Here is an 18,325-nt window from a genome sequence, read left to right on the forward strand (position 1 = left end):
GGGGAAAGTCGTGCTCCAACTCCGTCGCATCCTGTGCCAAGCCGCAGCCCTGCTGGGTTTGACGAGCATCATCGCCGCGCCTGCGGATGCACAGACGCGCGTGGAGAACACGGCTGTGTTCAGGTACCGCGTGCCGACGAGTGCGGAGGTGAAGACGATCGCGTCCAACACCACGACGCTGGATGTTGTACCGGTGGGCCGCCGTGCCAAGCGCCCGACGAAGCTGAGCTTCCGCCGCATCGATCCGACTTATACTTTCGGCGAGGACTTGAAGGACGCCTGCGTCTCGGGATCGCCGCCGACCTTCAAGACGTTCGCGGTGAACCAGCAGGAAGTCGACAGTGCAGCTCCGCTCGGGTCGCTCGATATTGCCAAGGCCTATGTCATCGTCCTCGAGAATGAAGGCGGCAATCGGGATCCCGCTGTTCGCGAGACCGCCTGGATCATGGCCACGGCGCATACGACCAATCGCGTGATCCTGACCGAGACCGGCCCGGACACAGGCGTGTTCGCCGGCGCGGTTCCGGGTCTGGCAGAGATCGAGCGGACCGAACTTGTCGACAGCCCGTGCAACTTCCACTTCGAACTCGCACGCGTTTTCACGCTGAGCTTTTCCGAAGACGAGCACAGTCTGGCTTCGTCCAGCTCCATGCTGATCGACCCGCTTGGTTTCGTCTTCGACAGCACTACCGGCGCGATTATCGAGGGGGCGCGCGTCAGTGTGGTCGAGGACGCCACCGGGCTGCCGGCGACCGTCATCGGGGACGATGGCGTCAGTGCCTATCCATCGACATTGCTGACGGGGTCGCGCGTCAAGGACTCGAGCGGGTTCGAGTACCAGTTGGAGCGTGGACAGTTTCGGTTCCCGTTGATGAACGCGGGGGCTTATCGCCTCATTGTCACCCCGCCCCCCGGATACCGCGGACCATCGACCGCGACCGCTCAGCAGCTTGCATCCTACAACGGCCCGAATGGGCGCTATCACATCAGCGATGCCTCGTTCAGCCGCAGGTTCGTGCTCGACTCTCCCGAGCCGCTGAGCGTGGACATCCCGCTCGACCCCGATCTCAGCAGCGAGCTTCTGCTCGACAAGACCGCATCGGCCCGCGCCGCTTCGCCCGGCGATCTTGTCGAGTACCGACTGCGGCTGACCAACCGCGATGCAAGACGCACGCTGCCGGCTTCCACGATCCGGGACAGCCTGCCGCCGGGCCTGCGTTATCGCCGCGGCAGCACACGCGGCACGGTCGAACCTCGGATCTCAAGTGACGGCTCCAAGCTGACCTTCACGGCCGGCGCCCTTGCCGGTGCAGCCACGCTCGACATCCGCTACGTCGTCGAAGTGAGCCCCGGCGCACGCCAGGGCGAAGCCGTCAACCGCGCGCAAGCCTTCTCGGGCGGGGCGACGAGCAACGAGGCGATCGCCGCGATCCGTATCAAGCCGCTGCTGTTCAGCGATGCGGCGACGCTTGTCGGCCGCGTGACCGAAGGCGATTGCGGCGATCCGTTGCGCGACCGCAAGGGCGTGGCGGGCGTGCGCATCATGCTGGAGGATGGCGCTCAGACCGTCACCGATCGCGACGGACTGTACCACTTCGAAGGCGTGAAGGCCGGAACGCACGTCGTCCAGCTTGACCGCCACAGCATCGCCGCGACGCATGAGCCGGTCGCTTGCGACCGCGACACGCGCCAGGCCGGCAGTGCGATCTCGCGCTTCGTCGAGGCGAGCGGGGGAAGCCTGCCCCGCGTCGACTTCCAGCTTCGTCGGACAGGGGCGGTCGCTGCGGACAAGGATGCTCTGCCGATCACCCTAATGAGCGACGCCGACGCCGCCGGCGGTGGTCGCGAGTGGCTGCAGGAGGCGACGCCCGGTGTCGACTGGCTGTTCCCCGCGATGGACCACAACCCGCGCGCCCCGGCGCAGCGCGTGGTCGTAAAGCACAAGCCCGGGCAACGCATCGCGCTGCAGGTGAACGGCCATGCGGTCGATCCCGTCACCTTCGATGGCACCAGCGCCGACGAGGCGCGGGGCGTCGCGGTGTCGGTCTGGACCGGCGTTCCACTTGGCCCGCGCGACAACCTGCTCGAAGCGCGCGTGCTCGAAGCCGATGGCAGCCTTGCCACCACGCTGACCCGCATCGTCCACTTCGCCACCGAGCCGGTGCGCGCAGAGTACGTGGCCGAGCAGTCGCGCCTGATCGCCGACGGCTTGTCGCGCCCGCTTGTCGCAGTGCGAGTGACCGACCGTGACGGCAAGCCGGTCCGCGCCGGCACCACGATCGGCTTTCGCGTCGACCAGCCCTACGAGGCGGCGATCGAGAGCGACGTTCAGGCGCAGCGCCAGCTCGCCGGCCTGGACGGCGCGCCCGCTTTCGCCCGCGTGGCGGGTGACCAGGGCCTGGCGTTCCTTGCTCTGGCACCGACGATGCAGGCCGGCGCCGTCAAGATCACCACGCTGCTGGACGAAAGCGGCAAGACGAAGGAAGTGCCGATCGCCTCCTGGCTGACCGCCGCGGCGCAAGGCTGGACGGTCGTCGGCTTCGGCAAGGGCACGCTGGGATACGATACGCTGCGTACCCACGCCTCGGCCCTGAACACCACGGGCAAGCACGAGGTGGTGACCGACGGCGAGCTGCGCTTCTACGCCAAGGGGCGGATCAAGGGTAGCTGGCTGCTGACGATGGCCTATGACAGCGACCGCAAATACGATCCCGACCGCGGCCTGCTCGGCACCATCGATCCCGACCGCTACTACACCGTCTACGGCGACGGCTCGCGCCAGATCTTCGACGCGGCGACCACCCGCAAGCTCTACCTGCGCCTGGAGCGCCAGGAGTTCCGCGCCCTGTTCGGCGACTTCGAAACCGGCATGACCGAGACCAACCTGATGCGCTACAATCGCACCCTCAACGGCGTTCGCGCCGAATACCACGGCAACCGTGTGACTTTCACCGGCTTCGCGGCCGAGAACCGCCAGGTTTACGGTCGTGACGAGATCCAGGGCAACGGCCTATCCGGTCCCTATCGCCTGAGCGGCGAAGGCATCGTGCCCAACAGCGACAAGGTGCGGCTGGAGACGCGCGATCGCTACCGCTCGGAACGGATCGTCGGCACCCAGCAGCTGACCCGCCACATCGATTACGACATCGACCCCGATGCCGGCACGCTGCGCTTCCGCGAACCGGTGCTGAGCCGAGATGCAGACCTGAACCCGATCTTCATCGTCGCCGAGTACGAGACGGCACTAGGTCGCTCCAGGTCCAAGGTCATGGGCGCCCGCGCCGCGGTGCGCGTGGCCGAGAACCGCGTCGAAGTGGGCGCGAGCGTGCTGCGGGATGAGAGCGCGCCTGCCGCGACTGTCGCGGGTGTCGACCTCAAGGCCAGGCTGGGCAGGGGCACCGAAGTGCACGCCGAAGCGGCCACGGGCGGTCGCCGCGGCTTCTCGCAGGATCGTGCCTTCGAAGCGGAAGTTATCCACCAGAGCCGTGACCTCGATGCCAGCGCCTACATCCGCCAGCAGGACAGCGGCTTCGGTCTCGGCCAGCAGAACGGCGTGGAAGCGGGCACGCGCAAGATCGGCGTGGATGGCAAGGTGCGCTTTACCGATCGCCTGTCGCTTGCCGGCTCGGCCTGGCACCAGACCAATCTGGAAGATGCCGGGCGCCGCATCGCCGCCGATGCGCGCCTTGAGTATCGCACCCGCACCGGCACCGTCTACGCCGGCGCGCAGATCGCCTCGGACACCGGCATCGGTGGTCAGAAGCGCGATTCCCGGCTGCTGACCCTTGGTGGAAGCCAGCGCCCGTTCGGCCAGGATCTTGAGATTTTCGGCGAAACCCAGCTTGCCCTCGGCGGCAAGGACGAGAGCATCGATTTTCCGGTACGTCATAAGCTTGGCGTGGCGTATCAGGTGAAGCAGGGCGTGCGCCTGATCGCCGAGCACGAGATCGCCGCCAGCGACGTGAAGGCGCACCAGACCCGCCTGGGCTTCAATGTCGCGCCATGGTCAGGCGGCAAGCTGTTGGGCTCCGTGGCGCAGGAAGCGATCGGCGAGAACGGCGCGCGCACTTTCGCGCAATACGGGCTTAACCAGTCTGTCCCGCTGGGCAAGCACTGGACGGTGGACGCGACCGTCGACGCCACCACCACCGTCAGTGGCACGCTTGCACCCGATGGCGTGATCAACCCGCTGCATCCGCGTGCGATCGGCGGCATGCTCGACCGCGATGGCGGCGATGGTGATCACCGGGCCTTCACACTTGGCGCCACGTATCGCCGCGAGACCTGGAGCTGGAACGGTCGCGCCGAGTATCGCCGGGGCTCGCGTTCGAACCGCTGGGGCGTGACCACCAGCGCGTTGCGCAGCCTGGGCGAGGGCAAGACCCTCGCTGCGGGCCTGCGTGCCTACGAGGTCACGGAGCGCGACGGCGGGGTCGCGGCCTTTCTCTCGGCCGACGTCGCACTCGCCTTGCGGCCACTCGACAGCCGCTGGTCGGTCCTGGAACGGCTGGAACTTCGCCGCGAGCGGGCAGACGCAGATGTGCGGTCGAGCAATCTCGTGGGTTCAATCAATGCGATCGGCGGCGGGCAGATCTCGACCCGCCTCGTCAACAACCTGGCGGTCAACTACCGCACCGGCGCCGAAGGCGATGGTCATGGGTGGGAGGCGAGTTTCTACCATGGTGCCAAGTACGTTATCGGCCGCTTCGGTGACGACGGCTATACCGGCTTCATCGACGTGATCGGCTTCGACTTGCGCCGCGATCTTGGCCCGCGCTTCGACATCGGCATCCAGGCCAGCCGCCAGCACAGCTGGTCGAGCCACGCGACCAGCTATAGCCTGGGGCCGTCGCTCGGCTTCTCGCCCGGCAACGGGGTCTGGATGAGCGCCGGCTATAACCTGCGCGGCTTCCACGATCGTGACTTCGCGGAAGCGCGCTATACGCGGCAGGGACCGTTCGTGACGATGCGGATGAAGTTCGATCAGCTATCGTTGAGCGCGGCAGCGCGGCAGATCATGGGAGCAGCCAAGTGAGCCGGACCATGTCCCGCGTTTTAGCGCTGCTGCTCGCCACCTTGCTCGCCTTCAGCGCCGGGTCGGCACAGGCGTGCACCGCGACACCCTCGCTCGCGACGGATTTCGGCACATTCTCGGCTCAGTCGGTCAAGCAGGCGGCCATCCCTTCGCAGTTCAGTCGAGCGGGCCTGACCTGTCCGACCAGCGCCATCGTCCTCCTCGGCATCAACTACATACGCGCCAAGTTCCAGAGCAAGAACGGCATGAAGCTGATGAACGGGACGAACGCCATCGCCTATGCCGCGTCGGCCGATCCCGGTGGCGCCGCCGCGTTCACGCAGAACGGCACGATCGACTACATGCAGAACAACCTGCTGAACGTGCTCGGCTTGCTAGGTGGCAGCAACGCGGATCTGCCCATCTACGTGAAGCCGTCGGGTGGCGCGCTGCCTCCGCCGGGCATCTACACCGACCGGATCACGATGACCTGGAACTGGTACTTGTGTCCGGGCGTCAACGCGCTGCTGATCTGCCTGGGCACTCCGGTTCAGGGTACCAACGTGATCACGGTCGTCGAAGTGACCATGACCGTCGGCGCCAAATCGGTCCTGCTCACTACCAGTACCGGCACGACTTGGGACCCAGTGAACGGCACCAGCAATCCCAAGGCGCTTCCCGGCGGCAAGCGCCGCATGATCGTCGGCGTGACCAACCCGGACCTGGTGCCGGTGGACAGCAACACGCTTTGGCTCAACCTGGCCGTCCCCAGCGGGACCTCAGTCGCGCTGGATGGCGATGGTACCGGGACGGGCTCGTTCCTGCTCTTCACCGATGGCACGCCGGCCTCGACCCTTGCCTTGAGCTACACCGCGCCCGGCAGCACTACGGACGACGTCGATTTCTCGTCAGATAGTGGGGCAAGCTGGAACTATGTACCGGTCCAAGGTGACTCCGTCTCGCAAGCAGCGGTGACGAATGTCCGCGTGCGGCCCAAGGGCGGGATGGCAGCGGGTTCTCGCTTCAGTCTTTCCGTTGCCCTGAAAACGAAATGAGGCTGCAAAAACCTCTTACAGCAATGTGGGTGAGCGCGTGCGCGGATTTCACGTGATTTACCTTGTGGAACCTGCGGGCATGCTGGGCAGTTTAATCCTCACTAAGTCTAGGGAGAACTGCTGTGACACTCATCCTCGCAATCATCGTCGGCGGCATCATCGGCTGGCTCGCCAGCATCATCATGCGCCGTGATGCTCAACAAGGTATCATTCTGAACATCGTCGTCGGGATTGTCGGTGCGGTGCTGGCCGGCTTCCTGCTCAACCCGCTGATCGGCGGCGGCAACATCATGAACGGTGACTTCAGCCTCAGCTCGCTGCTGGTGTCGCTGCTTGGCGCTGTGATCCTGCTGGCGATCGTGAACCTGTTTACCCGCCGTTCGGTGCGGTAACTCCAGAGGCCGGCGCCGGGAGCAGGTTCGTCCTGCTCGTGGCGTCAGGTCGCTGTACCGGAACGGGCGTGTTGCCAGAACGGCGGCACGCCCGTTTTTCGTTGCATGTGCTGCGTGCGCGTTTTCGAACGTTCAAGAGTGTAAATGCGAAGGGCCGCCCCTTGCGAGGCGGCCCTTCCATTGTCCTGCATGACGCAGCAGCTCAGTCGAGCCGTGCCCCCGGGACGGAGGCCGAACTCATCTGATCCGCTGCGCGCGGCATATGACAATGAGACATCAGACCACCTCCTTTCCGTTGTTGAACGATGCATAGGAGGTGGGCGGGCAGCAGAGTGCTTTCAAGATGCAAGTGGCTGTTCCGGAACATTATCTCGGCTTGCGCGCAGGCGGCGGCCGCTTGGGCTGCCGTCCTGCTCGCTCATCCGGTGAGCAGTCATCTCACACAATCGTCTTGATCCACTTCAATCGTTCACGATTTCAAGGAACGCTGCGCCTCCTGGCGCATTTTCGCGACTGCCGACCGGCACACCACTCCGCCAAACTATAAGGACGCGATCGATGTCAGACCCGGCCGGCACCCAGCTGGAGGCCAAGAACTTCGTCAACCCCGCGATTTTGCTGTCCGGATCCGTCGATTACCAGATGTACGCTGACTTTCGGCAGCAATTGAGCAACGCCCCGCAGTCGGGCCTCATCGTTGTGGAGCTGACGACCTTGGGCGGCGATCCGGAAGTCGCGCGGATCATGGGCGAAGACGTGCGCTTTCACAGCGAGGTCATGCCGGAATGCCGCTTCGTGTTCCTCGGCAAGGCGGCGGTCTATTCGGCCGGGACCACGTTCATGAGCTTCTTCGCGTCCGAGAACCGCTATCTCACACGCGGCACGCGGCTGATGATCCACGAGCGCAAGATGAGCACGCAGTTGAACGTCGAAGGTCCGTTGACGACATGCATCGCAGGACTGCAGGCCACGCTCAACGAGATCAACGAGTCCATCGCGATCCAGAACGAAGGCTTCCAGAACCTGATCCGGAACTCCAGCGTCACCATGGAAGAGGTGCTCGAGAAAGCTCCTGCCAACTGGTACGTGGAAGCACGCGAGGCCCTCGACTGTGGCCTCATCGCGGGCATTATCTGACCCGGTCGCGCGCTGGTCCGGACTCCTGTTTTTCTATGGTAATCAGGGAATTGACCTAAGTGTGTTCAGGAACCTTCGCCGCGTAGCGTGGTTGTAGCTGCAAGGACGAAGAGGAGCCTGAGACCATGCACGCCGTGACGGACGCCGATCGGGAAGCCGCCGAGGAACTGCGGGTGCTGCTGGCCGAGGTGTCGGGCTTCTGGCATACGCATGGAGACACCGGTCCGATCTGCATGGCGCTTGCCCGCCATCGCGAGCTTGCGGAGCGTCGTTTGCTGGAGAACATGGAGCAGCCGGCTCAGCGTCCCTCGGTAATATCCGTGCTCCAGCCCGCCCGCGAACCCGCCGTGGGCGTGAGAGAAGCGCCACTCCGGCGTCAGGTGCGCTCCGTCGCCATCGACCGCCACGCGGTCGCGGCGGGCTAAATTCAACGCTGCATCGCCGATGGCTCGGCGCATTTGAGTTGCAGCGGCAAACCGGCGGTGACCAGGACGACCTCACCAGCCACCGAGGCCAATTGCTGGTGCAGCCAGCCCGCATGATCGCGAAACCGTCGCGCGAGTGCGTTCATGGGGACGATACCGCCACCCACTTCGTTTGAGACGATCGTCAGCGGCGCTGAGCATACCCGAATCGCGGCCATCAAATCTGCCGTTGCCGCGGCGATGTCCGCATCGGCATGCATCAGGTTCGAGAGCCACAAGGTCATGCAATCGATCAGAATGGCTTCGCACTCGCGGCTGGCGTGCTCGATGGCGTCGCACAGCGCGATTGGCGCCTCGTAGGCCGTCCAGCGCGGCCCTCTATCGGCGCGATGGCGCGCGATGCGATCGGCCAACTCGTCGTCTTGGGCCTGCGCCGTCGCGATGAAGGCGAGCTTGCCGGGCAGCACCTCGACGCGCTGCTGCGCATACCGGCTCTTGCCAGAGCGTGCGCCGCCGATGACGAAGAGTGATCGCATCAGCCAGCTTGCCTCGCCAGAGCAATCAGTGCGTCGATGTCCAGGCACTCCTCCAGATTGCATGCCAGTTCATCGAGCGCTTCGTCCACGATGCGGTGGTGATCGTTCGCGTCGCTCGCCGCACCGATCCGGCTCAGCAAGGCGCGCCTCAATTCGCCCGAGGCCAACAAGCCGTGGCAGTAGGTCCCCACCACAAGCCCATCAGCGGTAATCGTGCCGTCACGTCGCCCGCCGTCGAGCGCTGCGAAGGACGGTGCCTGCGCGGGAAGAACCGTCGTACCCATATGCATCTCGTACCCGTCGAAGGCCGCGCCGAGTGCCATGCCGGTCACACGCTGCAGCGTCTTGCGCTCACCCAGCACGGTTTCTCCATCCAGCAAGGCGAGCCCCCGAACGCTGCTCGGCACACCTTCGATGCCCAGCGGATCGGAGATCGTCTGCCCCAGCATCTGGTACCCGGCGCAGATCCCCAGGATCATGCCACCGCGCCGATGGTGCGACAGGATGTCGATGTCCCACCCTTGCGCCCGCACGAAGTGCATGTCGGCGATCGTGGCCTTGGAGCCGGGCAGCACGATCAGCGCTGCTTCGGCAGGGATGGCCTGGCCGGGTGGCACCATGACGAGGTCGACTTCGGGCTCGGCCTTCAGCGGGTCGAGGTCGTCGAAGTTGGCGATGCGCGGCAGCATCGGGCAGGCGACGACGATCCGTCCGCTGTTGCGCCGCAGGCCGCGATCGAGCACCACCGCGTCTTCGCTGGGCAGGCGAGCGATGGCGGATAGCCAGGGCACCAGTCCGAAACCGCGCCAGCCGGTGCGCTGTTCTATGGCGGCATAGCCATCGGTGAAGAGGGCCGGATCGCCCCGGAACTTGTTGACGATGAAGCCGTGGATCATGGCTGCGTCTTCCGGATCGACGACGGCGCGGGTGCCGACCAGCGAGGCGATCACTCCACCCCGATCGATGTCGCCGACCAGCACGACCGGCACTTGTGCGGCCCGCGCAAAGCCCATGTTGGCGATGTCGCCCTCGCGCAAGTTGATCTCGGCCGGCGAGCCGGCACCCTCGACCACCACGATATCGCACCGGGTCCGCAACCGCTCCCAGCTTTGCAGCACGTCGGCCAGGAGGTTGCGGCGGCCTTCGCGGAAGTTGGCCGAACCCAGCGTGCCGCGCACCTGGCCGTGGACGATCAACTGGGAGGTGCGATCCGCTTGCGGCTTGAGCAGGACGGGGTTCATGTCGGTATGCGGCTCGACCCGCGCGGCCAGAGCCTGCAGCGCCTGCGCGCGCCCGATCTCGCCGCCATCGACGGTGACCGCCGCGTTGTTCGACATGTTCTGTGGCTTGAACGGGAGGACACTCAGGCCGCGATTAGCGAGCGCGCGGCACAAGCCGGCGACCAGCACCGACTTGCCGACGTCCGAGCCGGTCCCCTGCAGCATCACGGCAGCCATTTGACATCTCCTGTCACGATTGGGGCCGCCACGATCGAGGCCGTCGCGAACCAGGCCAGGCCGCACGCGCGAACGAAGATGTGGCGCGCTCGCCGCATCGCACCAAGGTCCGCCTCGACACCATCGCCGATCCACGGCTTGTCGGCCAGCACATCGTCGTAAAGCAAGGGGCCGGCCAGGCGCACGTTCAGCGCTCCGGCCATGGCTGCCTCGGGCCAGCCGGCGTTGGGTGAGGCATGCCGGGCGTGGTCGCCCCAGAGCGTGCGCCAGCCGCCTGCGCCAGCCAGACAGATCAGCGCTCCCGACAGGCGAGCCGGCACCAGGTTTGCCACGTCGTCGATGCGCGCGGCAGCCCAGCCATAGGCACGCAGCGACTCTTCGGGGTGGCCGATGAGGCTGTCCGCGGTGTTGATCGCCTTGTAGGCCCACGCACCCGGAAGCCCAACCACGAGGAGCCAGAACAGCGGCGCGATGACGCCGTCGCAGAAGCTTTCGGCCAGGCTCTCGATGGCTGCGCGGGCGATGCCGGGTTCGTCCAGCCCTGCCGTGTCGCGCCCGACGATCATGCTGACGGCCGCGCGCGCAGCCGGCAGGTCATGGTGCGCCAGCGCGTGCTCGATCGGGCGATAGTGGTCGAACAAGCTACGCTGTGCGAGCGCTGGCCAAGCGGCCAGAGCCACCAACGGCCAAGCCCAGCGGCCGGCGAGTTGACGGATCCCGCACTCCAGCAGCATGGCGGCGGCGGCGCTGAACGCGACCAGGATCGCCACGGACGCGAGGCCGAGCAGCCTGCGCGTTCGCGTGCTGTTGCCCGGCTTGTTCCATCGCTTCTCCAGGCACCCGATGACGCGAGCGAATGCGCCCACGGGATGGCCGATCCGTCGGTACAGCCTTGCCGGCCAGCCCAGCGCGGCGTCGATCGCCAGCGCGACGAGGGCAATGGGTTCAGCCACGAGCAAGCGCTCTATCCAGCCTTGCGAGGGCATCCGTGCCGCCGGGCAAGCCGAAGCGGAGAAGGCATGGCTGATCGGCGAACGGGCGCGTGAGGATTTGTTGCCGGGCCAGCGCGGTGAACAGTTCCTGCGCGTTCGGCGTCTCCACCAGCCTGAACAGCGGACAGGCGCCCCGCGCGTGGAGGCCGTGCCGCTCCAGCATCGCGTCGAGGTTGTCTGCTGTCGTCGTTAGCAACGCCCGGGTGCGTGCGATCCAGGCGTCATCCCCGTAGGCCGGCGTACCGAAGCTCAGCGCCGCGGCGCACACCGGCCACTCGCCCTGCAAGCGGCGCGTTTCGTCGAGCACCTGCCCTGGAGCCAGGACGAAGCCGAGCCGCACGCCGGCGAGGCCAAAGAACTTGCCGAAGGATCGGGTGACGATCAGCCGGCGCCCGTCCGTGACAAGGTCGGCCACGCTCCGGTCCGGTGCGCAGTCGACGAAGGCTTCGTCGACAATGAGCCAGCCGCCTCTCTCTTCCTGCTGCGCCAGCGCGGCCATCAGGTCCTGCCGGGACGTGAGCGCACCATCGGGATTGTTGGGATTGCCAATCACGAGCACACTCGCCTCGCGATCGGCTGCGCCCGGCCTGAAAGCGTCGATGTGCGTGCTGTAGCAAGGCCGGCGGTGCTCGCCCGGCAAGCGCAGGATGTGACCCAGTGCCCGCAAGCCCGCTTCGCTGCCCGGCACGGCTAGGCAAAGTTGGGGGGCTACACCGAAGTGGCGCGCAGCCGTCCGCTCGAGTTCTGCCAGAGCGGAAGGATCGGGCAGGGCTTGCCAGTCTATGGTGGCGTTCGCAGGCGGCGACCACGCATCCGGGTTGATGCCGGTCGACAGATCCAGCCAGTCCCCCGGCGCACCACCGAATCGCGCGCGTGCATCGGACAGGCGTCCGCCGTGATGCGTGTGCATCGAGGTCATGCCGCGAACGCCAGCGCGGCAAGCATGGCGGTTTCCACCAGCTCGATCCCGGCGCCATGACCATCACCCGAGATGCCGCCGATCCGCTGGCGCAACCACCACCCCCACAGCGCGAAGGCTGGCAGCGCCAAGAGGGAGGCGGGCGCCAGGGCGGCTCCCATGGCTCCCAGAACGAGCAGCCAGGAGCCGGCGGCGCTCCAACTCGCACCGGCGCCGAACGTGCTGCCCAGGCCCTGGTGCAAGGGTGGCAGGGTCAGCGTCCAGAGCAGGGGACCGACCCGGGCGGTCGTGGGGATCAGGATCAGCGGCAGGAGCGGCCCCTCGAGCGCAAGGCGGCACAGCACCAGCTTGGAAACGAGTTGCAATGCGATGGCGACCACGCCGAAGCTGCCGATGTGAGGGTCGGCGAGGACCGTGGAAATGCGGCTGCGGTCACCGTGCGCAGCGCCAGCGGCGTCGGCGATGTCGCCCAGCCCGTCGAGGTGCAGCGCGCCCGTGATCGCCACCCAGGCCAGCAGTGCGAGCAGGGCGCCGGCCCAGGAGTCACTTTGCAGGCCGATCCACCCGGCCGCAGCCACGCAGGCGCCGATAACGATGCCGGCTGCTGGAAACCATCGGATCGCCGCAGCCATGTGACGCGGCTCTGCGGCGAATTGCGGCAGGGGCAGGCGCGTCATGAACTGGAGGGCAAGAACGAGCGCCTTCATGCTGCCGGTCCGTGCAACGCGATGACTTGCCCCGACCCATCCGGCCAGATGCGCACGGTCAAAAGTGCGCGGTAGGGCAGGTCGATTGCCCAGACGCCGCGATGATCGAGGCCGGTCAGCGCCGACACGGCGGCGCGCATCGCCCCCGCATGGGTGACGACGAGAGTCTGGCTGGCAAGTGTCTCAAGTGCGGCGGCTATTCGCGCTCGCAGGCAGGACCAACGCTCGCCGCCCGGCGGAGCATGGGCTTCCGGGTCGGCCCAGAAGCGCTGGAGAGCTTCCCTGTCGACATCTTCGGGCACAAGCCCGTCCCAGGCCCCGAAGTCCAACTCGCGCCAGCGTGGATCGAGGGTGAGCGGCAAGTCCAGCCGCTGGGCGAGCGTGGCCGCCTGATGTGCCGCGCGGCTGAGGTCCGAGGTGACGATCTCCGTCAGCGGCAGCGCGCAGGCGAGCGCAAGCATGCGCGGGCAGTCCGCGGTCATCGCGGGCTCGTCGCTGTGGCCGAGGAGCAACCCGGTGCGCGCCGGCGGGCCATGGCGCAGGAGATGGAGGATGCGTTCGCTCACCCGGCTCTCGCCACGGCGGCTTGCGCGAAAGTGGCCATGCGATCGTGGGTCGCCAATGCTGCACGGACGAGCGGCACGGCAAGTGCAGCACCGCTGCCTTCGCCCAGACGCATGTCGAGACGTAGCAGGGGTTCCAGTCCAAGGCAGTCCAGCAGCAGCTGGTGCGCCGCTTCGGCCGAACAATGGGCGGCGAGGCAGTGCCAGGTGAACTGCGGATGCTGCGCAGCAATCGGGGCGATCGCGGCGCAAGTGATGAAGCCGTCGAGCAGAACGGGAATCCGCCTCAGCCGGGCTGCGAGCATGGCTCCGGCCATGGCCGCGATCTCCCGCCCGCCGAGCCGGCGCAGCATCTCGAACGGATCGGAACAATGTGGCCGATGCAGAGCCAGAGCCTGGTCGACGGCATCGATCTTGCGCGCAAGTCCTGCGCCATCCACGCCCGTGCCCTGGCCGCACCATTGCGCCGCATCGCCCCCGAAGGCTGCGGCACACAGGGCGGCAGCGGGCGTGGTACTGCCGATACCCATCTCGCCGACGACGAGCAGCTGCGTGTCGGAAGACACCACTGCCGCGCCGGCGTTGAGCGCATCGAGGCACTCGGCCTCGCTCATGGCCGCCTCGCTCGCGATGTCGCCGGTGGGGCGATCGAGATCGAGGGGAACGATCGTCAGCTTCGCGCCGGCCGCCTGCGACAACACATTGATCGCCGCGCCGCCGCTCCGGAAATTGTCGACCATCTGCGCCGTGACCTCGGCAGGGAAGGCGCTGACGCCTCTGGCCGCTACGCCATGGTTGCCCGCGAACACGGTGGCGCACACGCGATCGAGCTTCGGTCTGGGATCGTCCTGCCAGCCCGCCATGAAGACGGCGATCTCCTCCAGCCGTCCGAGCGAACCGGCAGGCTTGGTGAGTTCCGCCTGCCGCTCTCGCGCGGCGCGCGCTGCCGCATCGGATGCAATCGGCATGTTCGAGATCGCATGGAGGAACGCGGAGCGGTCGGCGAAGGCAATCATGTGCACAGGTATCCATCCGGAGGCGTGCGCACGATGAAGTGGCCCTTCACGCCCTCGGGCCATTCGGCGTAGCGCACCACGCCTTCCTCGCTGGCGGCATGGCGGGACGCGTAAGTGAGAATGGCCTGGGCCGAGGCCCGGTCGGGCACGAAGTCGCCCAGCACGTAGCCGACCTTGCCCGGAGCGCGAATGTGCACCGAGCAATGGCGCTGGCACGAGAACAGGCAGGGCATTTCCTGCACCGCAACACCGGCAAGCTCCGGCTCCTCCGCCTGCACCGCGCGCATCGCGGTTGCAAGCAGCGCGCCGCCGCGCTGCCCGCCTTCGTCCTCGCGCGCTTCGGCCGAGAAGCGGCAAGTGGAGCAGACCACGACGGCCGCTCCGGGTTCGACCGGTTCCAGCATCTAGAAGCGGCTCCTCACCCCGAAGTAGATCGTCCGGCCCAGCGAGCCGTAGCCGCTGGTGGTCTGGTAATCCTCATCGGCTACGTTCTCGACGCGTGCCTGGAGCGTCAGCGCCTCGGCCACGCGCCATTGCGCGCGCAAGTCTATGAGCCAGTAATCATCCAGCACTTCGGTAGTGCTGGCGCTGTTGAAGGTCTTGCCCGAATACCGCGCGGCGACGCTGGCACGCAGGCCCGCCGGAAGCTCCACTCCGCCCTCCACGTTGGCCAGGTGGCGCGGTACGCGGGCGAGCTGGCGACCGTAGAACGCGGCGTTGTCGCTGCGGTCCTCGGCCTTGATCCAGCTGTAGTTGCCCTCGACGAACAGCACGTTCCAGCGCGCCGAGCCGGTCAGTTCCAGGCCGCGGGCGCGTGCCTCCTTGACGTTGGCGTAGTAGCCGATGCGGCTGGTGGTGGTGCCGGGCACGAAGCACGCTGCGGGCAGCGTACCCCGGGTCGGGCAGTTGGCGAAGTCGATCAGGTTGTCGGTATCGCGCTGGAACCACGCGGCCGAGGCACGCAAGATCTGGCCGAAGCGGTGCTCGGCGCCGACTTCCCATCCCTTCGCCTTTTCGGGCGCGAGGTCGGGTGTGCCGTAGAGGCTGAACAGCTGATAGAGCGACGGTGCCTTGTAGCCCTCGTCGTAGCTGGCGCGCAGTACGGTCGCGCCCTGGTTGGGCGTGTAGGCCGCGCCGGCGCTGAACACGGTGTTGCCGCCGAAGCGTGACTGGTGGTCGTAGCGCGCACCGGCATTCAGCGTCAGCCCGGTCAGCGGGGTCACGCGGGCCTGTCCGTAGATGCTGTCCGTGTCGGCCTTGGTCGGCGTCAGCGTGTAGGGCGTCAGCGTGTTGGCGGGCGAGGCGGTGGTCATCCGCTGCTCCTCGCGCTCGGCGCCGAACACGAGGTCCAGCATCTCGGCGGCGTGGTAAGTGCCCTGGTACTCGTAGCGGCGGACGCGGCCATGCGCATCGAAGTTGATCTGGCGGATGCGGCGTGCGGGATCGAAGTTCTGCCGGTCGGTCTCGGTCTGCAGCACGGCCAGGCGGTTGACCAGCTTGCCGTCGAGCAGCGCGAAGTTGAGCCCGGCGTAGGCGGACCACTCCTCGGTGGTGCCATAGACGCGGCTGTCCCCGCTGGTGCCGTCGAACTCGTTGCGAGCGTCGGCCCAGTAGCCGCGCAAGTCGAGACTGACGTTGGGTGCCAGGCGCACGGTGGCGGTGCCGCTCGCGGCCTGTCGGGTGAAGCCGTCGTCCTCGGTGCCGTTCGCGCGCGCCGAGATGCCGTCGGTGGTGAAAGTCGAGCCGGCGACGCGCCAGTCCACGCGCTCGCTGGTGCCGCCGATGCCGGCGCGGGCGGAAACCGTCTCGTGCGTGCCGGCCTCGATGGCCATGCTGCCCTCGAGCGGCTTCTCGGGCTTGCGGGTCGAGACGTTGACGACGCCTCCGATCGCATCGCTGCCCCACAGGATCGACTGTGGCCCGCGCAGGATCTCGATCCGCTCGATATCGTCGAGCATCAGGTTGGAGAAGGCGTAGCCGCCGGCAGTGGACGAGGGATCCGCAAGGCGCATGCCGTCGATGACCATGACGGTCTGGCCCGCATCGGCGCCGCGGATGCGCAGCGAGGTGGCGGTGCCGTAGCCACCGTTGCGCGAGAGGCTGATGCCGGGTGTGCGCAGGAGGATGTCGCCGACCGCGATCGGCTGGGCCTTCACGATCGCTTCTTCGTCCAGCACCGTGACACTTGAGGAATTGCGAGCTTGTGCGACCGGCGTGCGAAATGCGGTGACGACGATGCTCTGGTCTGGAGCCTCGTCAGCGAGGGCAGGGGAGGCGGCAAGGGTCGAAAGTGCCGACAGGACGGCGAGTGGTACGGTACGGGGCAAGACGTGTGTCCCTTCTTGCAAACGGCTTCGGACCCGGCCGGTCGATCCGTTGCAAGAAGGCGTGCGCGCGAGAGCCGACGCAGCAAGGCGAGGGCACGACATGACGCCTCCTTGCGCGGGATCACCCGGCAAGGCGGTTGCTGTCGTTGCGCGAGGGATGACCCTTGCCGAAAGGCAAGGGACCTCGAACACCCGGTGCACCCTGCCCGGATGAAGAACGACTGCGTCAGGCAGGTCTCCTGGCTTGCGGGTCAGCGCCGTTCCGGCCGCCTTCTCAGGACTGATGGTCCCAATGGCATAGTGGCCGGATGGCTCGCCGCTTACAGTTGCAGGGGCAGCCCAGGGCTTTCACCCGAGTTCCCTTTTGATCCCCTCGCGGGGAACCTGTCGCGGCGCGGCCGATACTGTGCGTATGAGGCGAGTGCAAGAGTGGTTGTATGCTCCTCCTTCACGTCATCCCCCCGTTGGGCCGGGATCCCGCTTCCTTCTTGATCTCAAGCGAGGCAACCGAAGAAGCGGGGCGCCGAATCAAGACCGAGGCGACGAGTTCGGTTTGTCGGTGTCGATGACGCCATGAGCAGCCCGCTTGCAGCGCCGCGCGACTTCGCTTATCCCCTCGCTTGTATCGGGTGCTCGAGAGAGCTTAATCGGGAAGTCCGGGCTGGCGCCTGCAAAGCGCCACAAGCCGGCACTGCTCCCGCAACTGTAACCGGTGAGCGCATCGCCACTATGCCATTGGGGGCTCGTCCCTCGAGAAGGCGGCGACCAGCGCGTTCGATCCGGCAAGTCAGGAAACCGGCCCGATGCCGTCGTTTCTCTGCGCGGGCGGGATGTACCGGGCGGACGAGGGGCTCGCATGTGCGGGCAGGACCCTTGACGGACGACATCCGTGTGTCGCGTCGAAGGGGAGCGTAAAGTCATGTCGAACCACTGACCTTCCGGAGGCGAAGCTTCGTTCGTCCCGGCTCGCATGCTATCGCACCCTTTCGCGTGATCGGCCCGGCGCCTTGCAGCCGCGTCGCCTTTCAACGATCCCAAACGGAGTCCTCCTCATGGACCGTCGTCTTTCGCTGACATCGCCCCGCTTCGACCTTCTCGCCTTCGCACTCCTTGCCGCGGTCATGCTCGTCACCCGCACCCATTCGCTCAGCCATGTCGTGCATCTCCCCGACACCAGCCTCGCGAGCTTCTTCGTGCTTGGCTACCTCGTGCGTCGCGTCGCAGCCTTTGCCGGCCTGTTCGCACTCGGGTTCGTGATCGACGTGTGGCGGATCTACGTCCTGGGCGGCTCGGGCTTCTGCTTCACGCCCGCTTACTGGATGCTCCTGCCTGCCTACGGCACGATGTGGCTTGCCGGTCGCATGGTCGCGGAGCGCCTCGGCGAGCGTCTGTCGGCGCTGCTGCCCGCTGCCGTCGTGCTGCTGGTAGCGACCTTCGTCTCCAACCTGTTCTCCAGCGGGGGCTTCTACTTCCTGGGTGGTCGCTACCCAGACCCGACGCTGGCCGAGTTCCTGCCGCGCTTGCAGAAGTACTTTCCCGGCACGCTGCTCGCCACGTTGCTGTGGTCGGGCGTCGGCGCTGCGGCGTACATCGCGCTGCTCGTCGCCCGCCCCGAACTGCGCCGGGTCTCGGCACGGTGATCGAGGAAGCTCGCGAAGAGGGATGCCGCCGCGCGGAGCCGGACAAAGGGCCTGCTGAGCCCGCCGACTGCGGCAATCAGCGCGCGCACGGTGGCCTTGTTCCAAGTCGACAAGGGCGGCCGAAGCTTGGGTGAGCGCGCCTCGC

Annotated in this window: 15 protein-coding genes and 2 riboswitches; of the genes, 6 read left to right on the forward strand and 9 right to left on the reverse strand. The window is 66.8% G+C overall.

Features of this window, described 5'->3' with window-relative positions:
* Window positions 1-10 precede the first annotated feature (10 nt).
* The 5 genes from HNO88_RS10900 to HNO88_RS10920 all read left to right on the forward strand — a co-directional run bounded on the left by HNO88_RS10900 (window position 11) and on the right by HNO88_RS10920 (window position 8,023).
* Window positions 11-5,035 carry a carboxypeptidase-like regulatory domain-containing protein gene (locus tag HNO88_RS10900; RefSeq protein WP_312857054.1) on the forward strand — a complete coding sequence of 1,675 codons (5,025 nt, stop codon included), beginning with the start codon at window positions 11-13 and terminating at the stop codon, window positions 5,033-5,035.
* Between the two features lie 8 nt (window positions 5,036-5,043).
* Window positions 5,044-6,069, forward strand: coding sequence for a spore coat protein U domain-containing protein (locus HNO88_RS10905; RefSeq protein WP_184245008.1), 1,026 nt, complete (start codon window positions 5,044-5,046; stop codon window positions 6,067-6,069).
* 122 nt (window positions 6,070-6,191) lie between these two features.
* The gene (locus HNO88_RS10910) at window positions 6,192-6,461 is read left to right on the forward strand and encodes a GlsB/YeaQ/YmgE family stress response membrane protein (RefSeq protein ID WP_184245010.1); all 270 of its coding nucleotides are present in this window, start codon (window positions 6,192-6,194) and stop codon (window positions 6,459-6,461) included.
* A gap of 558 nt (window positions 6,462-7,019) precedes the next feature.
* Window positions 7,020-7,598, forward strand: coding sequence for an ATP-dependent Clp protease proteolytic subunit (locus tag HNO88_RS10915; protein WP_184245012.1), 579 nt, complete (start codon window positions 7,020-7,022; stop codon window positions 7,596-7,598).
* A 125-nt stretch (window positions 7,599-7,723) separates the two neighbouring features.
* Window positions 7,724-8,023, forward strand: a complete 300-nt coding sequence (locus HNO88_RS10920; protein ID WP_184245014.1) for a hypothetical protein — start codon at window positions 7,724-7,726, stop codon at window positions 8,021-8,023.
* Window positions 8,024-8,025: 2 nt separating this feature from the next.
* Here the strand turns inward: HNO88_RS10920 and cobU are convergent, their stop codons facing one another.
* The 9 genes from cobU to HNO88_RS10965 are packed head-to-tail and all read right to left on the reverse strand — an operon-like array spanning window position 8,026 to window position 16,540.
* Complete coding sequence (gene cobU, locus HNO88_RS10925) at window positions 8,026-8,559, reverse strand: bifunctional adenosylcobinamide kinase/adenosylcobinamide-phosphate guanylyltransferase (RefSeq protein WP_184245016.1); 534 nt, start codon at window positions 8,557-8,559, stop codon at window positions 8,026-8,028.
* Window positions 8,559-10,016 (reverse strand): cobyric acid synthase, encoded by a 1,458-nt coding sequence (locus HNO88_RS10930; protein ID WP_184245018.1) that lies wholly within the window; start codon window positions 10,014-10,016, stop codon window positions 8,559-8,561. The genes cobU and HNO88_RS10930 overlap by 1 nt, the downstream gene beginning before the upstream one ends.
* Window positions 10,004-10,969, reverse strand: a complete 966-nt coding sequence (cbiB, locus tag HNO88_RS10935; protein WP_184245019.1) for an adenosylcobinamide-phosphate synthase CbiB — start codon at window positions 10,967-10,969, stop codon at window positions 10,004-10,006. The genes HNO88_RS10930 and cbiB overlap by 13 nt, the downstream gene beginning before the upstream one ends.
* Entirely contained in the window at window positions 10,962-11,927 is a 966-nt protein-coding gene (locus tag HNO88_RS10940) for a threonine-phosphate decarboxylase (RefSeq protein ID WP_184245021.1), read from the reverse strand. Before HNO88_RS10940 ends, cbiB begins: the two co-directional genes overlap by 8 nt.
* Complete coding sequence (locus HNO88_RS10945; protein WP_184245023.1) at window positions 11,924-12,634, reverse strand: adenosylcobinamide-GDP ribazoletransferase; 711 nt, start codon at window positions 12,632-12,634, stop codon at window positions 11,924-11,926. The genes HNO88_RS10940 and HNO88_RS10945 overlap by 4 nt, the downstream gene beginning before the upstream one ends.
* On the reverse strand, window positions 12,631-13,200 hold the full coding sequence (locus HNO88_RS10950) for a histidine phosphatase family protein (RefSeq protein WP_184245025.1): 570 nt from the start codon (window positions 13,198-13,200) through the stop codon (window positions 12,631-12,633). Before HNO88_RS10950 ends, HNO88_RS10945 begins: the two co-directional genes overlap by 4 nt.
* Entirely contained in the window at window positions 13,197-14,213 is a 1,017-nt protein-coding gene (gene cobT / locus HNO88_RS10955; protein WP_184245027.1) for a nicotinate-nucleotide--dimethylbenzimidazole phosphoribosyltransferase, read from the reverse strand. The genes HNO88_RS10950 and cobT overlap by 4 nt, the downstream gene beginning before the upstream one ends.
* The gene (locus HNO88_RS10960; protein WP_184245029.1) at window positions 14,210-14,617 is read right to left on the reverse strand and encodes a DUF1636 domain-containing protein; all 408 of its coding nucleotides are present in this window, start codon (window positions 14,615-14,617) and stop codon (window positions 14,210-14,212) included. The genes cobT and HNO88_RS10960 overlap by 4 nt, the downstream gene beginning before the upstream one ends.
* A complete protein-coding gene (locus tag HNO88_RS10965; protein ID WP_246381559.1) occupies window positions 14,618-16,540 on the reverse strand; it encodes a TonB-dependent receptor plug domain-containing protein in 1,923 nt (640 codons plus the stop codon).
* A gap of 212 nt (window positions 16,541-16,752) precedes the next feature.
* A riboswitch (cobalamin riboswitch) is annotated at window positions 16,753-16,943 on the reverse strand.
* A 207-nt stretch (window positions 16,944-17,150) separates the two neighbouring features.
* A riboswitch (cobalamin riboswitch) is annotated at window positions 17,151-17,358 on the forward strand.
* 234 nt (window positions 17,359-17,592) lie between these two features.
* Here HNO88_RS10965 and HNO88_RS10970 point away from each other — a divergent pair.
* Window positions 17,593-18,180, forward strand: coding sequence for a hypothetical protein (locus HNO88_RS10970; RefSeq protein WP_184245033.1), 588 nt, complete (start codon window positions 17,593-17,595; stop codon window positions 18,178-18,180).
* Window positions 18,181-18,325 lie beyond the last annotated feature (145 nt).

The sequence above is a fragment of the Novosphingobium chloroacetimidivorans genome, from assembly GCF_014204535.1.
GTDB classification, from domain to species: Bacteria; Pseudomonadota; Alphaproteobacteria; order Sphingomonadales; family Sphingomonadaceae; genus Novosphingobium; species Novosphingobium chloroacetimidivorans.